The sequence below is a fragment of the Luteimonas sp. WGS1318 genome (assembly GCF_043187535.1).
In the GTDB taxonomy this organism is placed as follows: Bacteria; Pseudomonadota; Gammaproteobacteria; order Xanthomonadales; family Xanthomonadaceae; genus Luteimonas.
The window spans coordinates 836,090-850,857 of record NZ_CP171131.1 but is presented as its reverse complement, the minus strand read 5'-3'; the positions used below and the strand labels follow the sequence as shown (position 1 = coordinate 850,857).

Below are 14,768 nucleotides of genomic sequence, written 5' to 3'. Positions count from 1 at the left end.
GCCATTGATCGCACCGGCGCCCGCGTGCGTCAACCGCTTCAGCTCGTGCGCGGCGCGAACATGATCACCGCCATGCCGCCCAGGCACAGCGCGGCGCCGAGCAGATCCCAGCGGCTCGGCGCGATGCCGTCGACCCGCCACAGCCACAGCAGCGCGACCGCGACATAGACCCCGCCGTAGGCCGCGTACACGCGGCCGGACGCCGTGGGATGCAGGGTCAGCAGCCACACGAACGCGGCTAATGCCAACGCGGCCGGCAACAACAGCCACGCGCTGCCGTCCTTGCGCAGCCACAGCCACGGCAGATAGCAGCCGACGATCTCGAAGAACGCGGTGGCGACGAACAGCAGCAGCGTTTTCACGCGTTGCGCTCGGCCTGCTTCGCACGGGTCCAGTAGGCGTCCTGCGCGTCCAGCGACTGGCCGGCGAGCGCGTGCCCGTCGGCATCCGCCATCGCCTCCATCGCGCGGAAGCGGCGCTCGAACTTGTGGTTCGCGCGGCGCAGGGCCGCGCCGACATCCACCTTCGCGTGCCGTGCGAGATTCGCGGCGACGAACAGCAGATCGCCGAGCTCTTCTTCCAGCCGGTCCTGCGCTGCGGTGTCCTCGGGATCGGCCGCGACCGCGTCGAATTCCACGCGGACCTCGTCGATCTCCTCGTGCAGCTTGGCGATCACCGGCCCCGGGCCCGGCCAGTCGAAGCCCACGCGCGCGGCGCGCGACTGCAGTTTCAGCGCGCGCTGCCACTCCGGGAGCCCGCGCGCGATGCCGGCCAGCGCCGACGTGTCCGTTTCGCCCGCCGCGGCGCGCTCCTCGCGCTTGATCGCGTCCCAGTTGCGCAACACCGTCTCGGCATCGCCTGCGTCCACGTCGCCGAAGATGTGCGGATGCCGGCGGATCATCTTGTCGCTGATCGCGTCGACGACATCACCGAATGCGAACGCGCCCTGCTCCTGCGCCATCTGCGCATGGAAGACCACCTGCAACAGCAGGTCGCCGAGTTCGTCGCACAGGCCCGGCAGATCCCCGCGGTCGATGGCATCGGCGACCTCGTAGGCCTCTTCGATCGTGTACGCGGCGATGGACGCGAAATCCTGTTCGAGATCCCAGGGACAGCCGCTCTGCGGATCGCGCAGGCGCGCCATGATGCCGAGGATGCGACGGATGTCGCCGGGTGCATCAATCACGTCGAACTCCTGGAGACTGGTGTCGGAGAACCTCGGTCGAGGCACGCCATTGTAGGAGCGCACTTGTGCTTGCATCCCCGTTTCGGGGGCGCGCGATGTCAGCCTCCTGGAAACTGTGAAGGCCACATTCGCGCGCGAGCGCGCTCCTACGGGGCCTCGGCGCGTGCGTGAGACGCGACGCGCGCACCGTCAGACGGCGAGCCAGTCGCGCCACGGCAAGGACGGATCGCCGAGCGCGACGAAGTCGCCGTTGAGCAGCGAATCGCGCTGGTTGTAGCGGAACGGCCGGCCGGCCGGATCGAGCACCACGCCACCCGCGCCTTCGAGGATCGCCTGGCCGGCGGCGGTGTCCCATTCACTGGTCGGGCCGAAGCGCGGGTAGACGTCCAGCGCGCCCTCGGCCAACCGGCAGAATTTCAATGACGAGCCGAGCGGCATGGGTTCGGTATCTCCCATGCGCGCCAGAAACGCGCCCGTGCGGGCATCGCGATGCGAGCGACTGGCCGCAACGCGCAGCGGCGCGGCGCCGTCGATCCGGCGCGCCTGGATCGCGGTCTCGATCGTGCCGTCACGGCGCCAGGCCCCCTGCCCCGGCGCACCGTGCCAGAGCAGGCCGGTCACCGGCGCCTGGATCACGCCGAATACCGCGACGCCGTCCTCGATCAGCGCGATGTTCACCGAGAACTCGCCGTTGCGCTTGACGAACTCACGCGTGCCGTCGAGCGGATCGACCAGCCACATACGGGTCCAGCGCCGGCGCGTGTCGATCGACACGGTATCGGCCGACTCCTCCGAGAGCACCGGAATGTCGGGCGTCAGCTGCGCCAGGCCGTCGACGATCACGTGGTGCGCGGCGAGATCGGCCGCGGTCACCGGGCTGGCGTCGGCCTTGCGGATCACGTCGAAGGCGCCGGCGTAGACGTCGAGGATGGCGTCGGCCGCCGAGCGGGCGATCGCGATCACGCCTTCTCGCGTCGCCGCGTCGAGGGCCGCGGCGGTGTCAGCCACCGTGGTGATGCAGCCAGTCGCGGGCCATGTACAGCGCGGCGATCGAACGGCCTTCGGAGAAGTCCTCGCGCAGGATCAGCTCGTGCAGCGCGTCGAGCTTCCACGGCACGACCTCGAGTTCCTCGGGCTCGTCGCCGACCAGGCGTTCGGGATACAGGTCACGCGCCAGCACCAGGGTGGCCTGGTGGCTCATGTAGGTCGGCGCCAGCGACAGCATGCGCAGCGCGTCGAGTCGGCGGGCGCCGTAGCCGGCCTCCTCCTTCAGCTCGCGGTCGGCGGCTTCGATCGGCGTTTCACCGGCGTCGATGCGACCCTTGACCAGGCCCAGCTCGTAACGGTGCATGCCGGCGGCGTATTCGCGCACCAGCAGCACGGTGTCGGCGTCGAGCATCGGCACCACGATCACGGCGCCGTGGCCGCGCCCGTGCAGCCGCTCGTACAGGCGGCGCTCGCCGTTCGAGAACTCCAGGTCCAGCCGTTCCATTCGGTAGGGGCTGGCCTCGTGCTCGACGATGCCGTGGATGGTCGGCAGGCGCCGGCTCATGCCGCGGGGTCCCATGCTGCGCGGCCACGACGATCACGGGATCGACGAGCGGCGATAATGCGCGGATGACAGGACAGATTCACGATCCGGCCATTCTAGCCGACGGTAACGACTGGCGGACCCGCGACCTCGCCGCGGTCTGGCACCCGTGCACGCAGATGCGCGAACACCCCGACGTGCAGCCGCTGCTGCCGATCGAACGCGGCGACGGCGCGTGGCTCATCGAGAGCGGCGGCCGGCGGATCCTCGATTCCGGCAGCAGCTGGTGGACCAATCTCCACGGCCACGCCGAGCCGCGCATCGCCGAGGCCATCGCCACCCAGGCGCGCACGCTGGAGCAGGTGATCCTGGCCGGGTGCACGCATCCACGCGCCGTCGAGCTCGCCGAGCGACTGCTCGCCGTCGCACCGCGCGAGCCGGGCCGGCCGCCCCTCACGAAGGTGTTCTATGCCGACAACGGCTCGGCCGGGGTCGAGGTCGCGCTGAAGATGGCGTTCCAGTGGTTCCAGAACCGCGGCGACGAGCCACGCCGGACCAAGTTCGTCGCACTGCAGAACGGCTATCACGGCGAGACGCTCGGTGCGCTGGCCGTCGGCGACATTCCGTTGTACCGCCGGGTCTATGCGCCGCTGCTGTGCGAGGCGGTGTTCGCGCCGTCGCCCGACGCCTACACCGCGCGCCCGGGACAGAGCGCCGCCGGCCATGCCGAGGACGCCGCCGACGCGCTGGCGCATCTGCTCGACGAACACGCCGGCGAAATCTGCGCGCTGATCCTCGAGCCACTGATCCAGTGCGCTGGCGGCATGCGCATGCACGACCCGGTGTATCTCAAACGCGTACGCGAGCTGTGCGATGTGCACGGCGTGTTCCTGATCGCCGACGAGATCGCGGTCGGCTTCGGCCGCACCGGCACGCTGTTCGCGTTCGAACAGGCGGGCGTGCAGCCCGATCTGCTGTGCCTGTCGAAGGGCCTGACCGGCGGCTTCCTGCCGCTGTCGACCGTGCTGGCGACACAGGCGCTGTACGACGGCTTCCTCGATGTGTCGCGCGAGCGTGCCTTCCTGCATTCGCACAGCTACACCGGCAACCCGCTGGCCTGCGCCGCGGCGCTGGCCTCGCTGGACATCTTCCGCACCGACGACGTGCTCGCGCGCAACCGCGTTACCGCTTCGAAGATGGCGACGCTCGCCGCGCAGATCGGCGCGCACCGGCATGTCGCCGACACCCGCCAGACCGGCATGGTCGTGGCGTTCGAACTCACGCGTGACGGTGACCGGGCCACACCGTTCGATCCGGCGCTGCGCGTCGGCCTGCGCGCGTATCGCCACGCGGTCGAGCGCGGCGTCCTGCTGCGGCCGCTCGGCGACATCCTGTACTGGATGCCGCCCTACTGCATCGACGATGCCCAGCTGCAGCTGCTGGCCGAGGTCACCGCCGAAGCGATCGAGGTGGCGACGTCATGCGCGTGATCCGTGCCTGCGTCGACCTGCCACTGGCGGTCGGCACGACCGTCGACCTGCCCGAGGACGCCGCCGCGCATCTGGTGCGCGTGCTGCGCCTGCGCGACGGCGATGCCTGCGTGCTGTTCAACGGCGACGGGTTCGACCACGACGCCCGGCTGGTGTCGGTCGGCAAGCGCGGCGCCAGCGCCGAGATCGTCGCCACGCGGGCCGTCGACATCGAATCGCCGCTGCGCATCACCCTGGTCCAGGGCATCGCGCGCGGCGAGAAGATGGACTGGATCCTGCAGAAGGCGACCGAACTGGGTGTCGCCGCGCTCGTGCCGGTGTCGAGCGATCGCAGCGAGGTGAAGCTCGATGCCGACCGCGCGGCCAAGCGCCACGCGCACTGGCGCAGTGTCGTGGTCTCGGCCTGCGAGCAGAGCTGGCGCAGTCGCCTGCCCGACGTCGCCGCGCCGCAGACCCTCGCGGCCGCGCTGGCCGCGCTGCCCGCGGACGGCGCGCGCTGGTTGCTCGATCCAGAGGCCGCGGACGGCATCGCGACGATGCCGGCCCCCGCTGGCGCGGTGGTGCTCGCGGTCGGACCCGAAGGCGGCTGGTCGGCGAACGACCGCGCGGCACTGGTCGCCGCGGGCTTCGGCGGCCTGCGGCTCGGCCCGCGAATCCTGCGCACCGAAACCGCCGGCATGGCCGCCGTCGCGGCGCTGCAGGCGCGCTTCGGCGATCTGGCGCTCGGCGCGCCCTGACGAGCAGGGCGCGGTGCCGGCGCGTCGGGCCGGTGAGCCGATCGATCGGGGGTGTGTCGCGCGACAACCGCTGGAACAGCGGCGGCGATCCACCGCGTTTGGCCAGGCGCGTCCTGGCGACGACGATGACGTCGAATCCGGAGCGTCTGATTCAGCGCCGGCGTCGAACCTCACTGCGAACCCGCAAGCGCACGTCACGCCGCACGGCTCGCCGGTCGCCGCGGTTCAGCCGGCCTGGCACGACGTCAGAGGCCAACGACAGGCCTTCGATCACCCGCATGCGCCGCAGTGCGCCATGGCCGCAGGCCTGCGCGCACGATCACCAGACCAGATCGTCCGGGACTTCGAAACGCGCGTAGTACGCATCGTCGTCGGCATCGCCCGACGACGGCGTGGCGGCCGCCTGGTCCAGCACGATCATGTCCGCATCGCGGGCCGCCACCTTCTCGGCGGCGACGCGGGGAATCAGCGCATACCCATCGCCCACCCGGGCGATCACCAGGGCGCCGGAGGCGAGTTGGGCACGCAGCGCCGCATCGACCTGGACGGCGCGGATCGCATTGCCGTCGACGAACCGGTATTCGATCTCGCCCACTGCGCGCACGCGCTGGGTTTCGATGATCTGCCGGGCCTGGGCCCGCTGCTCGTGCAGCCGCGCCTGCGCATTGCGCTCGGCCGCCAGCACACGGTCGCGCTCCGCGCGCTCGGCACGGGCGCGTTCGGCCTCGCGCTGCTGTTCGCTGGCCGGCGCCGGGCCCTTGCCGTGACGCTGCTTGGCCTGCTCGCGCGCGACCTGGGCGACCTGGGACTTCTTCACCAGCCCGGCCTTGAGCAGCTGATCCTGTAGTGGGTTACGCATGCCGCCAGTCTAGTGCAGCGCCGACGTCACGGCACTGCACGGCGAGCGCGGCCGCTGTCGAAGCGGAGTGCTCGGCGCCGGCGCTGCCGCGTCACGCCCACCGCGTGCGCGACGCGGCGCTGCGGCCCGGTCAGGCGGCCAGCGCCTCGCGCACCGAACGCTCGAGCTGGTCGAGATCGGGAATCTGCGCGGTGTCGTTGTTCAGGCGCACACGCGCGCTGACCGCGAACGGCAGCGCGTCGCCCTCACTGTCCGATTCCTCGAGCAGGTTGTCGGCGGCGATGGTCACCAGTCGCGGGAAGCCCTGGGTGACCAGCGCGAAGAACGGCAGGCGCGGATCGCCGCCCAGCGCCTTGAACACGACCACCTTGCTGCCGAGGCTCGCCTGTTCGTCGCCCTGACCGGAGAGCGCCGGGAAGGCCACCAGCGGCAGACGCCAGCCGCGCCAGCGCAAGCGGCCGAGCAACCATGCAGGCGCGTTCTCGACCGGTTCGGGCGGCGAGTACGACAGCACTTCGGAAATCGTCGCATTGGGCAGCAGCAACTGGGTCGGGCCCACGCGGATCAGGACGCCGCGGATGTCGTCGAGGGTGGCATTCACAGCGACAGGCCTCCAGGGCCGGGTTCGGATTGACGCGCGGCCGGCATCCAGCGCGCGAGCAGCCAGTCGGCGATCTCGTCGGGACGTCCGGAGGGGCCGCCGCGCTCGGCCACGGCGTGCGCCGCCACCGAGTCGTAGCAGCCTTCGTCGGACTGCCCGCCCACGAGCGCGCCCTGCCAGGTTGGGCCCATGGCGATCTCGACCAGGGAGACATCGGCGCCGCTGAGAAACAGCACCGCACTGTCCTCGGCCGGCACCGCTTCGGGCAGCGCGGCCAGATCACCGGTTTCGGCGAAGCGCAGGTCGCCGCCCGCCATCGCGGGCAACAGACCGGGCGGCAGAAAGTAGACCTCGCCGGGCACCACCGACATGCCGGCCTCGGCCAGCTGGACGGTCAGCGACGTCGCCCGCTCCATCTGCCGGACGAGCCGGTCGTAGCGGCCGCCGTCGAGCTGCAGCCGGACCAGGATGGGACGCGGGAAGCCCTCGGGGATCGCGCCGAGCAGCTGGCGCACCGCGTCGGGGCCACCGAGGCCGCCTTCGACCAGGACGACACCGCGGCGTGGGCCGTGCCCGTAGCTGTCGGTGTCGGCGAGGCTGAGCCCGGAAATCCTGCTCTCGAGCGCGGCCAGGTCCAGCGTGGCGTGACGCGGCGGCGCCGCGTCGGGCGCAGCGGCGGGCAATGCATCGCCGTCCAGCAATTGCAGCGTGCTGCCGTCGAGTTCGCCGATCGTGACGTCGATGGCGCTCGATGGCGCGTCGACCTCGAGCGCATCGTCACGATCCGGCCCACGCTCCTGAGTATCGGAATCGCCGTGTTCGGGCGCGTCCTCCAGGGTGAGCAGCGTGTCGAGGCCTGCGGGCGCCGCCGTGTCGGCCACGGGCGGCACATAGGTCAGGTCGTCGGTATCGCCCAGTTCGAAATCGAAGTCGAGCACCGGCGCCTGCAGCGGCGCGGCATCGCCCTCGGACTGCAGGCCATCGAATTCCGCGGACACGGGGTCGAATGCGTAGGCGCGCGACGCATCTGCGGCCGGCACAGGCGCGTCCTCGGCCTGCAGTGCCAAGCCGGACGCGGACGCGAAATCGTCTTCGAGCCCCTCGATCGTGAAGCCCTCGATCGCGTCGTCGCGCGTGTCCGACACCGGCTGCGCCACGTCGTCCGTATCTCCGAGAGAGAGCACCAGCGGCGCGATGTCCGTCGGCGCTTCGGCGATGCCGTCGAACTCGGCGGACACGGGGTCGAAGGCGTAGGCGCGCGGCGCATCGTCAGACGTTGCGGGCGCGTCTTCGGCCTGCAGCGTCAAGCCGTCCGCGGTGACGCCATCGTCCTCGAGCCCCTCGATCGTGAACCCCTCGATCGCGTCGTCGGACGAGCGCAACGCTGGCTGCTCTGTGTCGTCCGTGTCCCCGATGGAGATGCCGTCGAACTCGGCGGACACGGGGTCGAATGCATCGGACACCGGGGACGCGACGTCGGCGCCGCGGTCGGCCACGTTCTCCGCGGCGTCGGCGTCGTCGTCCTGCTCGGCACCCGGCGGCAGCACGCTGCCCTGGCCGCGCAGCTTCGCGGCCAGATGGCGCACCCAGCGCGCGGCGTCCCAGCCGGTGCGCTCGAGCACCAGCGCGGCCTCTTCGAAGATCACCGTGCGGCCTGGGGCCAGCAGGAGCGGCTCGAACGTCTCCAGTGCGTCCTCGACCACCGGATCGAGCGCGACCACGATCGCATCGGGCGCCAGCGCCTCGATCGCATCCGGGCCGGCCTGGGTCGGATCCACGGCCTGCACCACGTCCGCGCCCGATTCCACCAGGCCTTCGACCAGGCGGTCGCAGGCGGCGCCCGCGCGCGCGATGACCACCGTCCGGATCGCCGGCTCAGTCATCGTCGCGCTCCAGCTTCAGCAGTTCGTGCACGTGCCGCAGCAGATCGTGTTCCTGGTAGGGCTTGCCGAGATACCGCTCGACGCCGATCTCGAATGCGCGCTGGCGATGCTTCTCGCCGGTACGCGAGGTGATCATCATGATGGTCACGTCGCGCAGACGCGGGTCGGCCTTCATCTGCGTCGCCAGCTCGTAGCCGTCCATGCGCGGCATCTCGATGTCGAGCAGCATCAGATCGGGCACGCGTTCTTCCATGCGTTCAAGGGCATCCACACCGTCGCGCGCGGTCATGACCTCGAAGTTGTGGCGTTCCAGCACGCGGCCGGTGACCTTGCGCATCGTCACCGAATCGTCGACCACCATCACCAGCGGCACGGGCCGCTGTTCGATGACCGGTGCCGGCTCGTCGGCGGCCCCATCGCCCACTTCGGCGAGATGCGCGAGATGGCGGCGGACCAGCGGGGCCACGTCGAGAATCACCACGACCCGTCCGTCGCCCATGATCGTCGCGCCGAAGATGCCCGGCACCGACGAGACCTGGGGGCCGACCGGTTTCACCACGATTTCGCGATTGCCGAGCACTTCATCGACGGCGACCGCGGCGCGCAGTTCGCCCGCGCGGATCAGCAGCAACGGCATCTGCAGGTGGCCTTCGGCGCGCGCATGCGCGTGGCCGACCAGACGACCGAGATCGTGCAGCTGGTACTCCTCGCCGCCGTACTGGTAGACCGCACCGGGGCGCGCATCTTCGCGCGCGATCCGGCCGACACCGCGCACCGAGGCGATCGGTACCGCGAAGCTGGTCTCGCCGATGCGCACGAACGCCGCCTGGGTAACCGCGAGCGTCTGCGGCAGACGGAGCGTGAAGGTCGTGCCCTGCCCCTTGCGCGAACGGATGTCGAAGCTGCCGCCGAGCTGTCGCACTTCGCTCGCGACCACGTCCATGCCCACGCCGCGGCCGGCGAGGCGACTGACCTCGGTCGCGGTCGAGAACCCGGGCTGGAGGATCATCGCGTCGAGATCGGCGTCGCTGATCGTCGCATCGGCATGCAGCAGGCCGCGTTCCTCGGCGCGGCGGCGGATCGCCGCGCGGTCGAGACCGGCGCCGTCGTCGCCGACTTCGAGCACCACTTCCGAGCCTTCACGGCGCACCGCGATACGCACGCTGCCTTCTTCGGCCTTGCCGGCGGCACGACGGCCCGACGGCGTTTCCAGGCCGTGGGCGATCGCGTTGCGCAGCAGGTGCTCGAGCGGCGACACCATGCGTTCGAGCACGTTGCGATCGAGCTCGCCCTGCGCGCCGTCGAGGCGCAACTGCACCTGCTTGCCGGTGTCCTGCGCGGCCTGGCGCACGACGCGGCGCAGACGCGGCACCAATCCGTCGAACGGCACCATGCGCGTGCGCATGAGGCCTTCCTGCAGGTCCGAGCTGACCCGCGACTGCTGCAGCAGCAGGGTCTCGTATTGCCGGGTCTGGTCGTCGAGCGTCTGCTGCAGGCTGCCGAGATCGGCCGCGGTCTCGCCGAGCGCGCGCGAGAGCTGCTGCAGCGTGGAGAACCGGTCGAGTTCGAGCGGATCGAACGTCGTGTCCGCCGTGTCGCCCTCGCGCTGGTAGCGCGCGATGATCTGCGCTTCGGTTTCGATGTCGAGGCGACGCAGCTGATCGCGTAGACGCGTGTTGGTCTGCGCCAGTTCGTTCATCGCACCGCGGAACGCGCCGAGCTGCTGTTCCAGACGCGCGCGATAGATCGCAACCTCGCCGGCGTAGGTGACCAGACGGTCGAGCAGGTCGGCACGGATGCGCACCTGCTCCTGCGATCCGCGCAGCGCGCCGTCGTCGTCGTCGGCGCCCATGTCCTCGGCCAGCAACGGCGCCGACAGCGGCGCGAGTTCGACCTTCGCGGTCTCGGCCACGGGCGTGGACTGGCCATCGGTGACCACGGGCGAGGTTCCGCTGAACGCATCGACCAGCGCCTGCGAGGCACCGATCGCGCGGCGTTCGCCCGCGCGGGTGACCATCGCATGCAGGCGGTCGAACCCGCGCTCGAGCAGCACCTGGTCGGCACGACGCAGCGTGGTCCGCCGCTCCGACACCGATTCGAGCAGCGTCTCCATCGCGTGGCCGAGATCGCCGATTTCCATCAGCCCGGCCATGCGCGCACCGCCCTTGAGCGTGTGCAGGTCGCGCTGCAAGCCGGCCACGGCGTCCCGGCTTTCCGGGTCTTCGCGCAGCTGCGCCAACAGGCCGTCGGCGTGGTCGAGCAGGTCGATGCCTTCCTCGACGAAGATGTCGATCAGCTCCGGATCCAGGCCCGTCAGATCCAGCGGGGCATCGGGGTCCAGCGCCTCGTCCACCGGCGGCTGCCAGGCGTCGGGTTCGGGCTCCGTTGCGGACGTGTCGGAGATGGGAGCAGCGTCCGCCTCAACGACGTCCGCCGCTTCGCTGTCGGCGGCGGGGTGACGTTCGTCATCCTCGTCACCCTCGGTGCCGGTCTCGGCTTCAGCGTCGGCATCGACGTCGGTCGACGTGGCGGCATCGGCCGCGATGTCGATCTCGGCCTCGGCGTCGTCCTCGGCGTCGTCCTCGATTACGGACAGCGCGCCGTCGACGGCGGGTGCCGCATCGTCCGAGACCTCCGCTGCATCGTTGAACGCGGATGCGATCGTGTCGTCCGACCGCACGTCGACAGCGACCGCATCGGCCTCGTCACGCGGCTGCCGCGCGTCCGCATCGAAGCGCGCGCGTGCGTCTTCGAGCACCTGCGCGTCGATCCTGTCCTGCGCACGCTCTGCTTCCAGCTGCGCGTCCGGCTCCGCATCGATGGACGCGATCTGCGTCGTGTCGGCGACCGCGAATGCCGGCACATCGTCGGCATCCTGCTCCAGCCCGTCCTGCGTGCTCGCCATGGCGCCTTCGTCAGCCAGGCGCGCCTGCTCCAGACGCTCGGCTTCGAGGCGCTCGGCTTCGGCGCGTTCGGTATCGAGGCGCTCCTGTTCCAGGCGCTCGGCCTCGGCGCGCTCGGCGTCGAGCCGCTCCTGCTCCAGACGCTCGGCTTCGAGACGCTCGGCTTCGAGACGCTCGGCCTCGACGCGCTCGGCGTCGAGACGTTCCTGCTCCAGACGCTCGGCTTCGAGACGCTCGGCCTCGGCGCGCTCGGCGTCGAGACGTTCCTGCTCCAGACGCTCGGCTTCGAGACGCTCGGCCTCGGCGCGCTCGGCGTCGAGACGTTCCTGCTCCAGACGCTCGGCTTCGAGGCGTTCGGCTTCGGCGCGTTCTGTATCGAGACGCTCCTGTTCAAGACGCTCGGCTTCGAGGCGCTCGGCCTCGGCGCGTTCGGCGTCGAGACGTTCCTGTTCCAGACGCTCGGCTTCGAGGCGCTCGGCCTCGGCGCGCTCGGCGTCGAGGCGTTCCTGCTCCAGGCGCTCGGCTTCGAGACGTTCGGCCTCGGCGCGCTCGGCGTCGAGACGTTCCTGCTCCAGACGCTCGGCGTCGGCTTCAGCGCTCGACGCGCCGTCATTCCCCTCACCGGACGCGTCGGTGTCCGCGTCCTCGTCGTCGAACTGGAACGCGAACCGTTCGATCGCGGCTTCGGGCAGACGGTCGCGCACGGCGGCGACACGCGCGGCCAGTGCGTGGCGCACGGGAATTCTCGGCGCATCGCCATGCAATGCGGCCAGCGCGTCGCGGATTTCGGCCGTGACGGCATCCAGCACGTCGATGCCCTGGGCATCGGGCGCGATCTTCGCGGCGGCGAGCCGCTGGGCATAGTCCTCGGCCGGGCCGAGCACCAGGCCGATCGCGGGCACCTCGGCCATCGCGAACGCGCCATGCATCGTATGCAGTGCGCGCAGCAGGCGCTCGGCATCGAACGCGCCGCCGTTGCGGACGGCGTCGAGGCAGACGCCGACGGCATCGAGGTGGCCCTTGACCTCGGTATCGAGGATTTCGAGCAGCAATGCATCGACGGACGCCGGGACCGACTCGTCGGCCACGGGAGCAGACACGTCGTCGGCCACGGGCGATACGGACGCCGTCGCGGCAGTCTCGACCACCGGCTCCAGCTGCGCCGCATCGAGGGACGTGTCGACGGGTGCGGGCGTCTCCACGCGCGGCACGTCGGCGACCGGCGTATCGGGCGCGGCGTGCACAGGCGACGGACGGTCGGGCATGACGTCGTCGCCCGCGGCGATCCGCGCCGCCGACGCCTGCATCGTGTCCAGATCCGCGCGCAGGTCGGAATCGCCGCGCAGCACCGCCTGGAGTTCCGGCAGCGTGTAGAAGGCCTGGTCGACCATCGCGACGACCGCCGGACTCGCCGGACGGGTGCCGTCGAGCACCCGGTTGAGCATGCTCTCGATGGCCCAGCTGAACTCGCCCAGCCGGCGAGCGCCCACCAGGCGTCCACTGCCCTTGAGGGTGTGGAAGACACGGCGGATCGGACGCAGCAGCTCGAGGTTGTCCGGGTGCGCGCGCCAGGGCGGCAGCAGCGTGTCGAGGTTCTCGATCTCGCCGGCGAACTCTTCGAGGAAGACCTCGCGGATCTCGTCGTCGATCTCGTCGCCGACGGCTTCGAAGCCGCCACTCGACTGGCGCAGCGGTGCCGCGGCAGGCGCCGTCGGTTCGGTCGACGACGCCGGGATCGCATCGGCCGGCGCGCGCATCTCGCCGCCGCGCGCGAGCTGGGCGACATCGATCGACTGCAGATCGATCGCCAGCGCGCTGCTGTCGGTGTCGTCCTGCCAGGTGCCCGCTGATTCCGGGCCGGCGGCCTCGGGCAGCGGCCAGTAGCCCAGCGACTCCAGGCTGCTGCGCGCGATGTCGAGAATGTCGGCGCGGCCGGCGCGCGGTTCACGCAACGCTTCGAGGTAGTACTCGAGGCTGGCCAACGCGTCTGCGAACGTGTCGAGCTGACGTCCGTTGGGCACGCGCTTGCGCGCGATCAGCTCGCGCTCGGCGTACAGGCGCACGCCGTCGAGATAGGCCCGGGCCTGCGGAATCTCGAGCATCTGCAGCGCACCGCCGACTTCCGCCAGCAGCCGCGGCACTTCCTGCAGCTCGGCGTGATCCCAGTTGGTCTCGACGAACGCGACCAGAGCCTGGCGCGCGTCGGAGAAGTTCGCGATCGCCTCGCGCACGAGGATCACGACGGACTGTTGGGCCTCGACGGCCAGGGTGTCGTCGCCGCTGCCTTCGGGCATGTCGCTGCCGAGGCGCGAGACCTGGTCGTCCAGCGTGGCGTCCACGTACAGCAGCGCGCCGGCGACATCGAGCAGCGTGTCCTCGCTGGCCGGCGTGCTGCCGTCGACGATCGTGCGCATGACGTCGCGCTGCTGCTGGACCACGCTGCGCGCGGCGCCGAGGCCGAGCATGCCGAGCGTGTCGGCGACGCCGGCCAGCACGTCGACCTGGGGCTTGAGCGCACCGATGTCGGTCGAGCCGGTGCGCAGATGCAGGTCCAGCGCGTCCTTGACCCGCAGCAGATCCTCCTTGACCGCCGCCGACACCGTGTCGAGCAATGCGCGGTTGCGGCCACTGAGGCTGCTGCGCGCGTGTTCGAGTTCCGAATCGCTGGGCAGTTGCGCCTGCAGGTCGAAGGTGTCGCGCAGCTCGCGCAGCGCCGGATGGTCGCTGTCCGCGTGCACCGCGTAATAGAGCAGTTGCCGGGTCGGTTCCTGTGCGGAATCGGCCGACAGCGTCGCCAGATGGGCGTCCTGGGCCTGCTGGCGGAGCTCGCGCTCGACGCCGGAGAAGACCTGACGCAGCGCCTGCTGGCTGCCGCCGTCGAACGCGCCATCAGCCAGCGCCTCGCCGATGCGGCCGGCGACCCACAGCATGCGCCGCACCGCTTCGTCGTCGAACAAGGGCGCAAGGGCCTGCAGCGCCGTGACCAGCGATGCGGCGTCGCCGGGGGCGCCCCCGGCGGGCCAGTTCTGCAGCGCGGCGCGCAGCGCACGCAGCGCCGCGTCCCGGGTGCCGCCGGCCTGCGCCTGCGCCGCTGCGGGCACCGGCACCGGCCTGGCGAGGTCGGGTGCGAAGAGGATGCTCTCGCTGAGCCCGGACTCGCCGCGCGCCGCGCGCAGCTCGTTGAGCAACGGCAGCAGCACGATCGGAATGTCGCGATGCCCGCCCTGGAGACGTTCGAGGTAATCGGGCAGCAGCAGCATGCCGCGCAGCAGCGCGGCCGACGCGGCGTCGCGGTCGGCGGTCGCGTTGTCGCGCAACGCGTCGGCCAGCCGCTCCATCTCCTCGACCACCATCGCCGGCGCGTACAGCTCGACCATGCGCAGGGTGCCCTGGGCCTGGTGCAGATAGCCGGCGCACAGACGCATGCGGCTGGGATCGTCCGAGGTTTCGACAAACCCCTCGAGCTCGATCCGCGCCTGGCGCAGCACTTCGTCGAGTTCGGGCTTGATCCAGCCGAGCATCGTGTGGTCGATGGCGTCACGAAGTCCGCTCATCGCGTCGCTCCGCGACGGACGAGG

At 70.9% G+C, this 14,768-nt stretch carries 10 protein-coding genes; 2 read left to right on the top strand and 8 right to left on the bottom strand.

Features of this window, described 5'->3' with window-relative positions; translation table 11 throughout:
• Positions 1 to 38 precede the first annotated feature (38 nt).
• The 4 genes from ACF3M1_RS03735 to nudE form a co-directional block, all read right to left on the bottom strand.
• On the bottom strand, positions 39 to 362 hold the full coding sequence (locus ACF3M1_RS03735) for a YnfA family protein (protein ID WP_394004049.1): 324 nt from the start codon (positions 360 to 362) through the stop codon (positions 39 to 41).
• Positions 359 to 1,144: a nucleoside triphosphate pyrophosphohydrolase gene (mazG, locus tag ACF3M1_RS03730; RefSeq protein ID WP_394005171.1), complete on the bottom strand. Its 786-nt coding sequence runs from the start codon at positions 1,142 to 1,144 to the stop codon at positions 359 to 361. Before mazG ends, ACF3M1_RS03735 begins: the two co-directional genes overlap by 4 nt.
• Before the next feature lie 231 nt (positions 1,145 to 1,375).
• Complete coding sequence (gene cysQ / locus ACF3M1_RS03725; protein ID WP_394004047.1) at positions 1,376 to 2,194, bottom strand: 3'(2'),5'-bisphosphate nucleotidase CysQ; 819 nt, start codon at positions 2,192 to 2,194, stop codon at positions 1,376 to 1,378.
• Positions 2,187 to 2,738 (bottom strand): ADP compounds hydrolase NudE, encoded by a 552-nt coding sequence (nudE, locus tag ACF3M1_RS03720; protein ID WP_394004045.1) that lies wholly within the window; start codon positions 2,736 to 2,738, stop codon positions 2,187 to 2,189. Before nudE ends, cysQ begins: the two co-directional genes overlap by 8 nt.
• Positions 2,739 to 2,803: 65 nt before the next feature.
• On the opposite strand from nudE, the gene bioA reads away from it, so the two are divergent.
• Both bioA and ACF3M1_RS03710 read left to right on the top strand, forming a co-directional pair.
• Entirely contained in the window at positions 2,804 to 4,207 is a 1,404-nt protein-coding gene (bioA, locus tag ACF3M1_RS03715) for an adenosylmethionine--8-amino-7-oxononanoate transaminase (RefSeq protein ID WP_394004043.1), read from the top strand.
• Positions 4,198 to 4,944 carry a 16S rRNA (uracil(1498)-N(3))-methyltransferase gene (locus ACF3M1_RS03710; protein WP_394004041.1) on the top strand — a complete coding sequence of 249 codons (747 nt, stop codon included), beginning with the start codon at positions 4,198 to 4,200 and terminating at the stop codon, positions 4,942 to 4,944. Before bioA ends, ACF3M1_RS03710 begins: the two co-directional genes overlap by 10 nt.
• 319 nt (positions 4,945 to 5,263) lie before the next feature.
• On the opposite strand, the gene ACF3M1_RS03705 is transcribed toward ACF3M1_RS03710, so the two are convergent.
• From ACF3M1_RS03705 to ACF3M1_RS03690, 4 genes are all read right to left on the bottom strand, one after another.
• Positions 5,264 to 5,803: a DUF2058 domain-containing protein gene (locus ACF3M1_RS03705; RefSeq protein WP_394004039.1), complete on the bottom strand. Its 540-nt coding sequence runs from the start codon at positions 5,801 to 5,803 to the stop codon at positions 5,264 to 5,266.
• Positions 5,804 to 5,933: 130 nt separating this feature from the next.
• On the bottom strand, positions 5,934 to 6,404 hold the full coding sequence (locus ACF3M1_RS03700; protein ID WP_394004037.1) for a chemotaxis protein CheW: 471 nt from the start codon (positions 6,402 to 6,404) through the stop codon (positions 5,934 to 5,936).
• Complete coding sequence (locus ACF3M1_RS03695; protein WP_394004035.1) at positions 6,401 to 8,287, bottom strand: chemotaxis protein CheB; 1,887 nt, start codon at positions 8,285 to 8,287, stop codon at positions 6,401 to 6,403. Before ACF3M1_RS03695 ends, ACF3M1_RS03700 begins: the two co-directional genes overlap by 4 nt.
• Positions 8,280 to 14,744 carry a response regulator gene (locus ACF3M1_RS03690; RefSeq protein WP_394004033.1) on the bottom strand — a complete coding sequence of 2,155 codons (6,465 nt, stop codon included), beginning with the start codon at positions 14,742 to 14,744 and terminating at the stop codon, positions 8,280 to 8,282. The genes ACF3M1_RS03695 and ACF3M1_RS03690 overlap by 8 nt, the downstream gene beginning before the upstream one ends.
• Between the last annotated feature and the right edge of the window lie 24 nt (positions 14,745 to 14,768).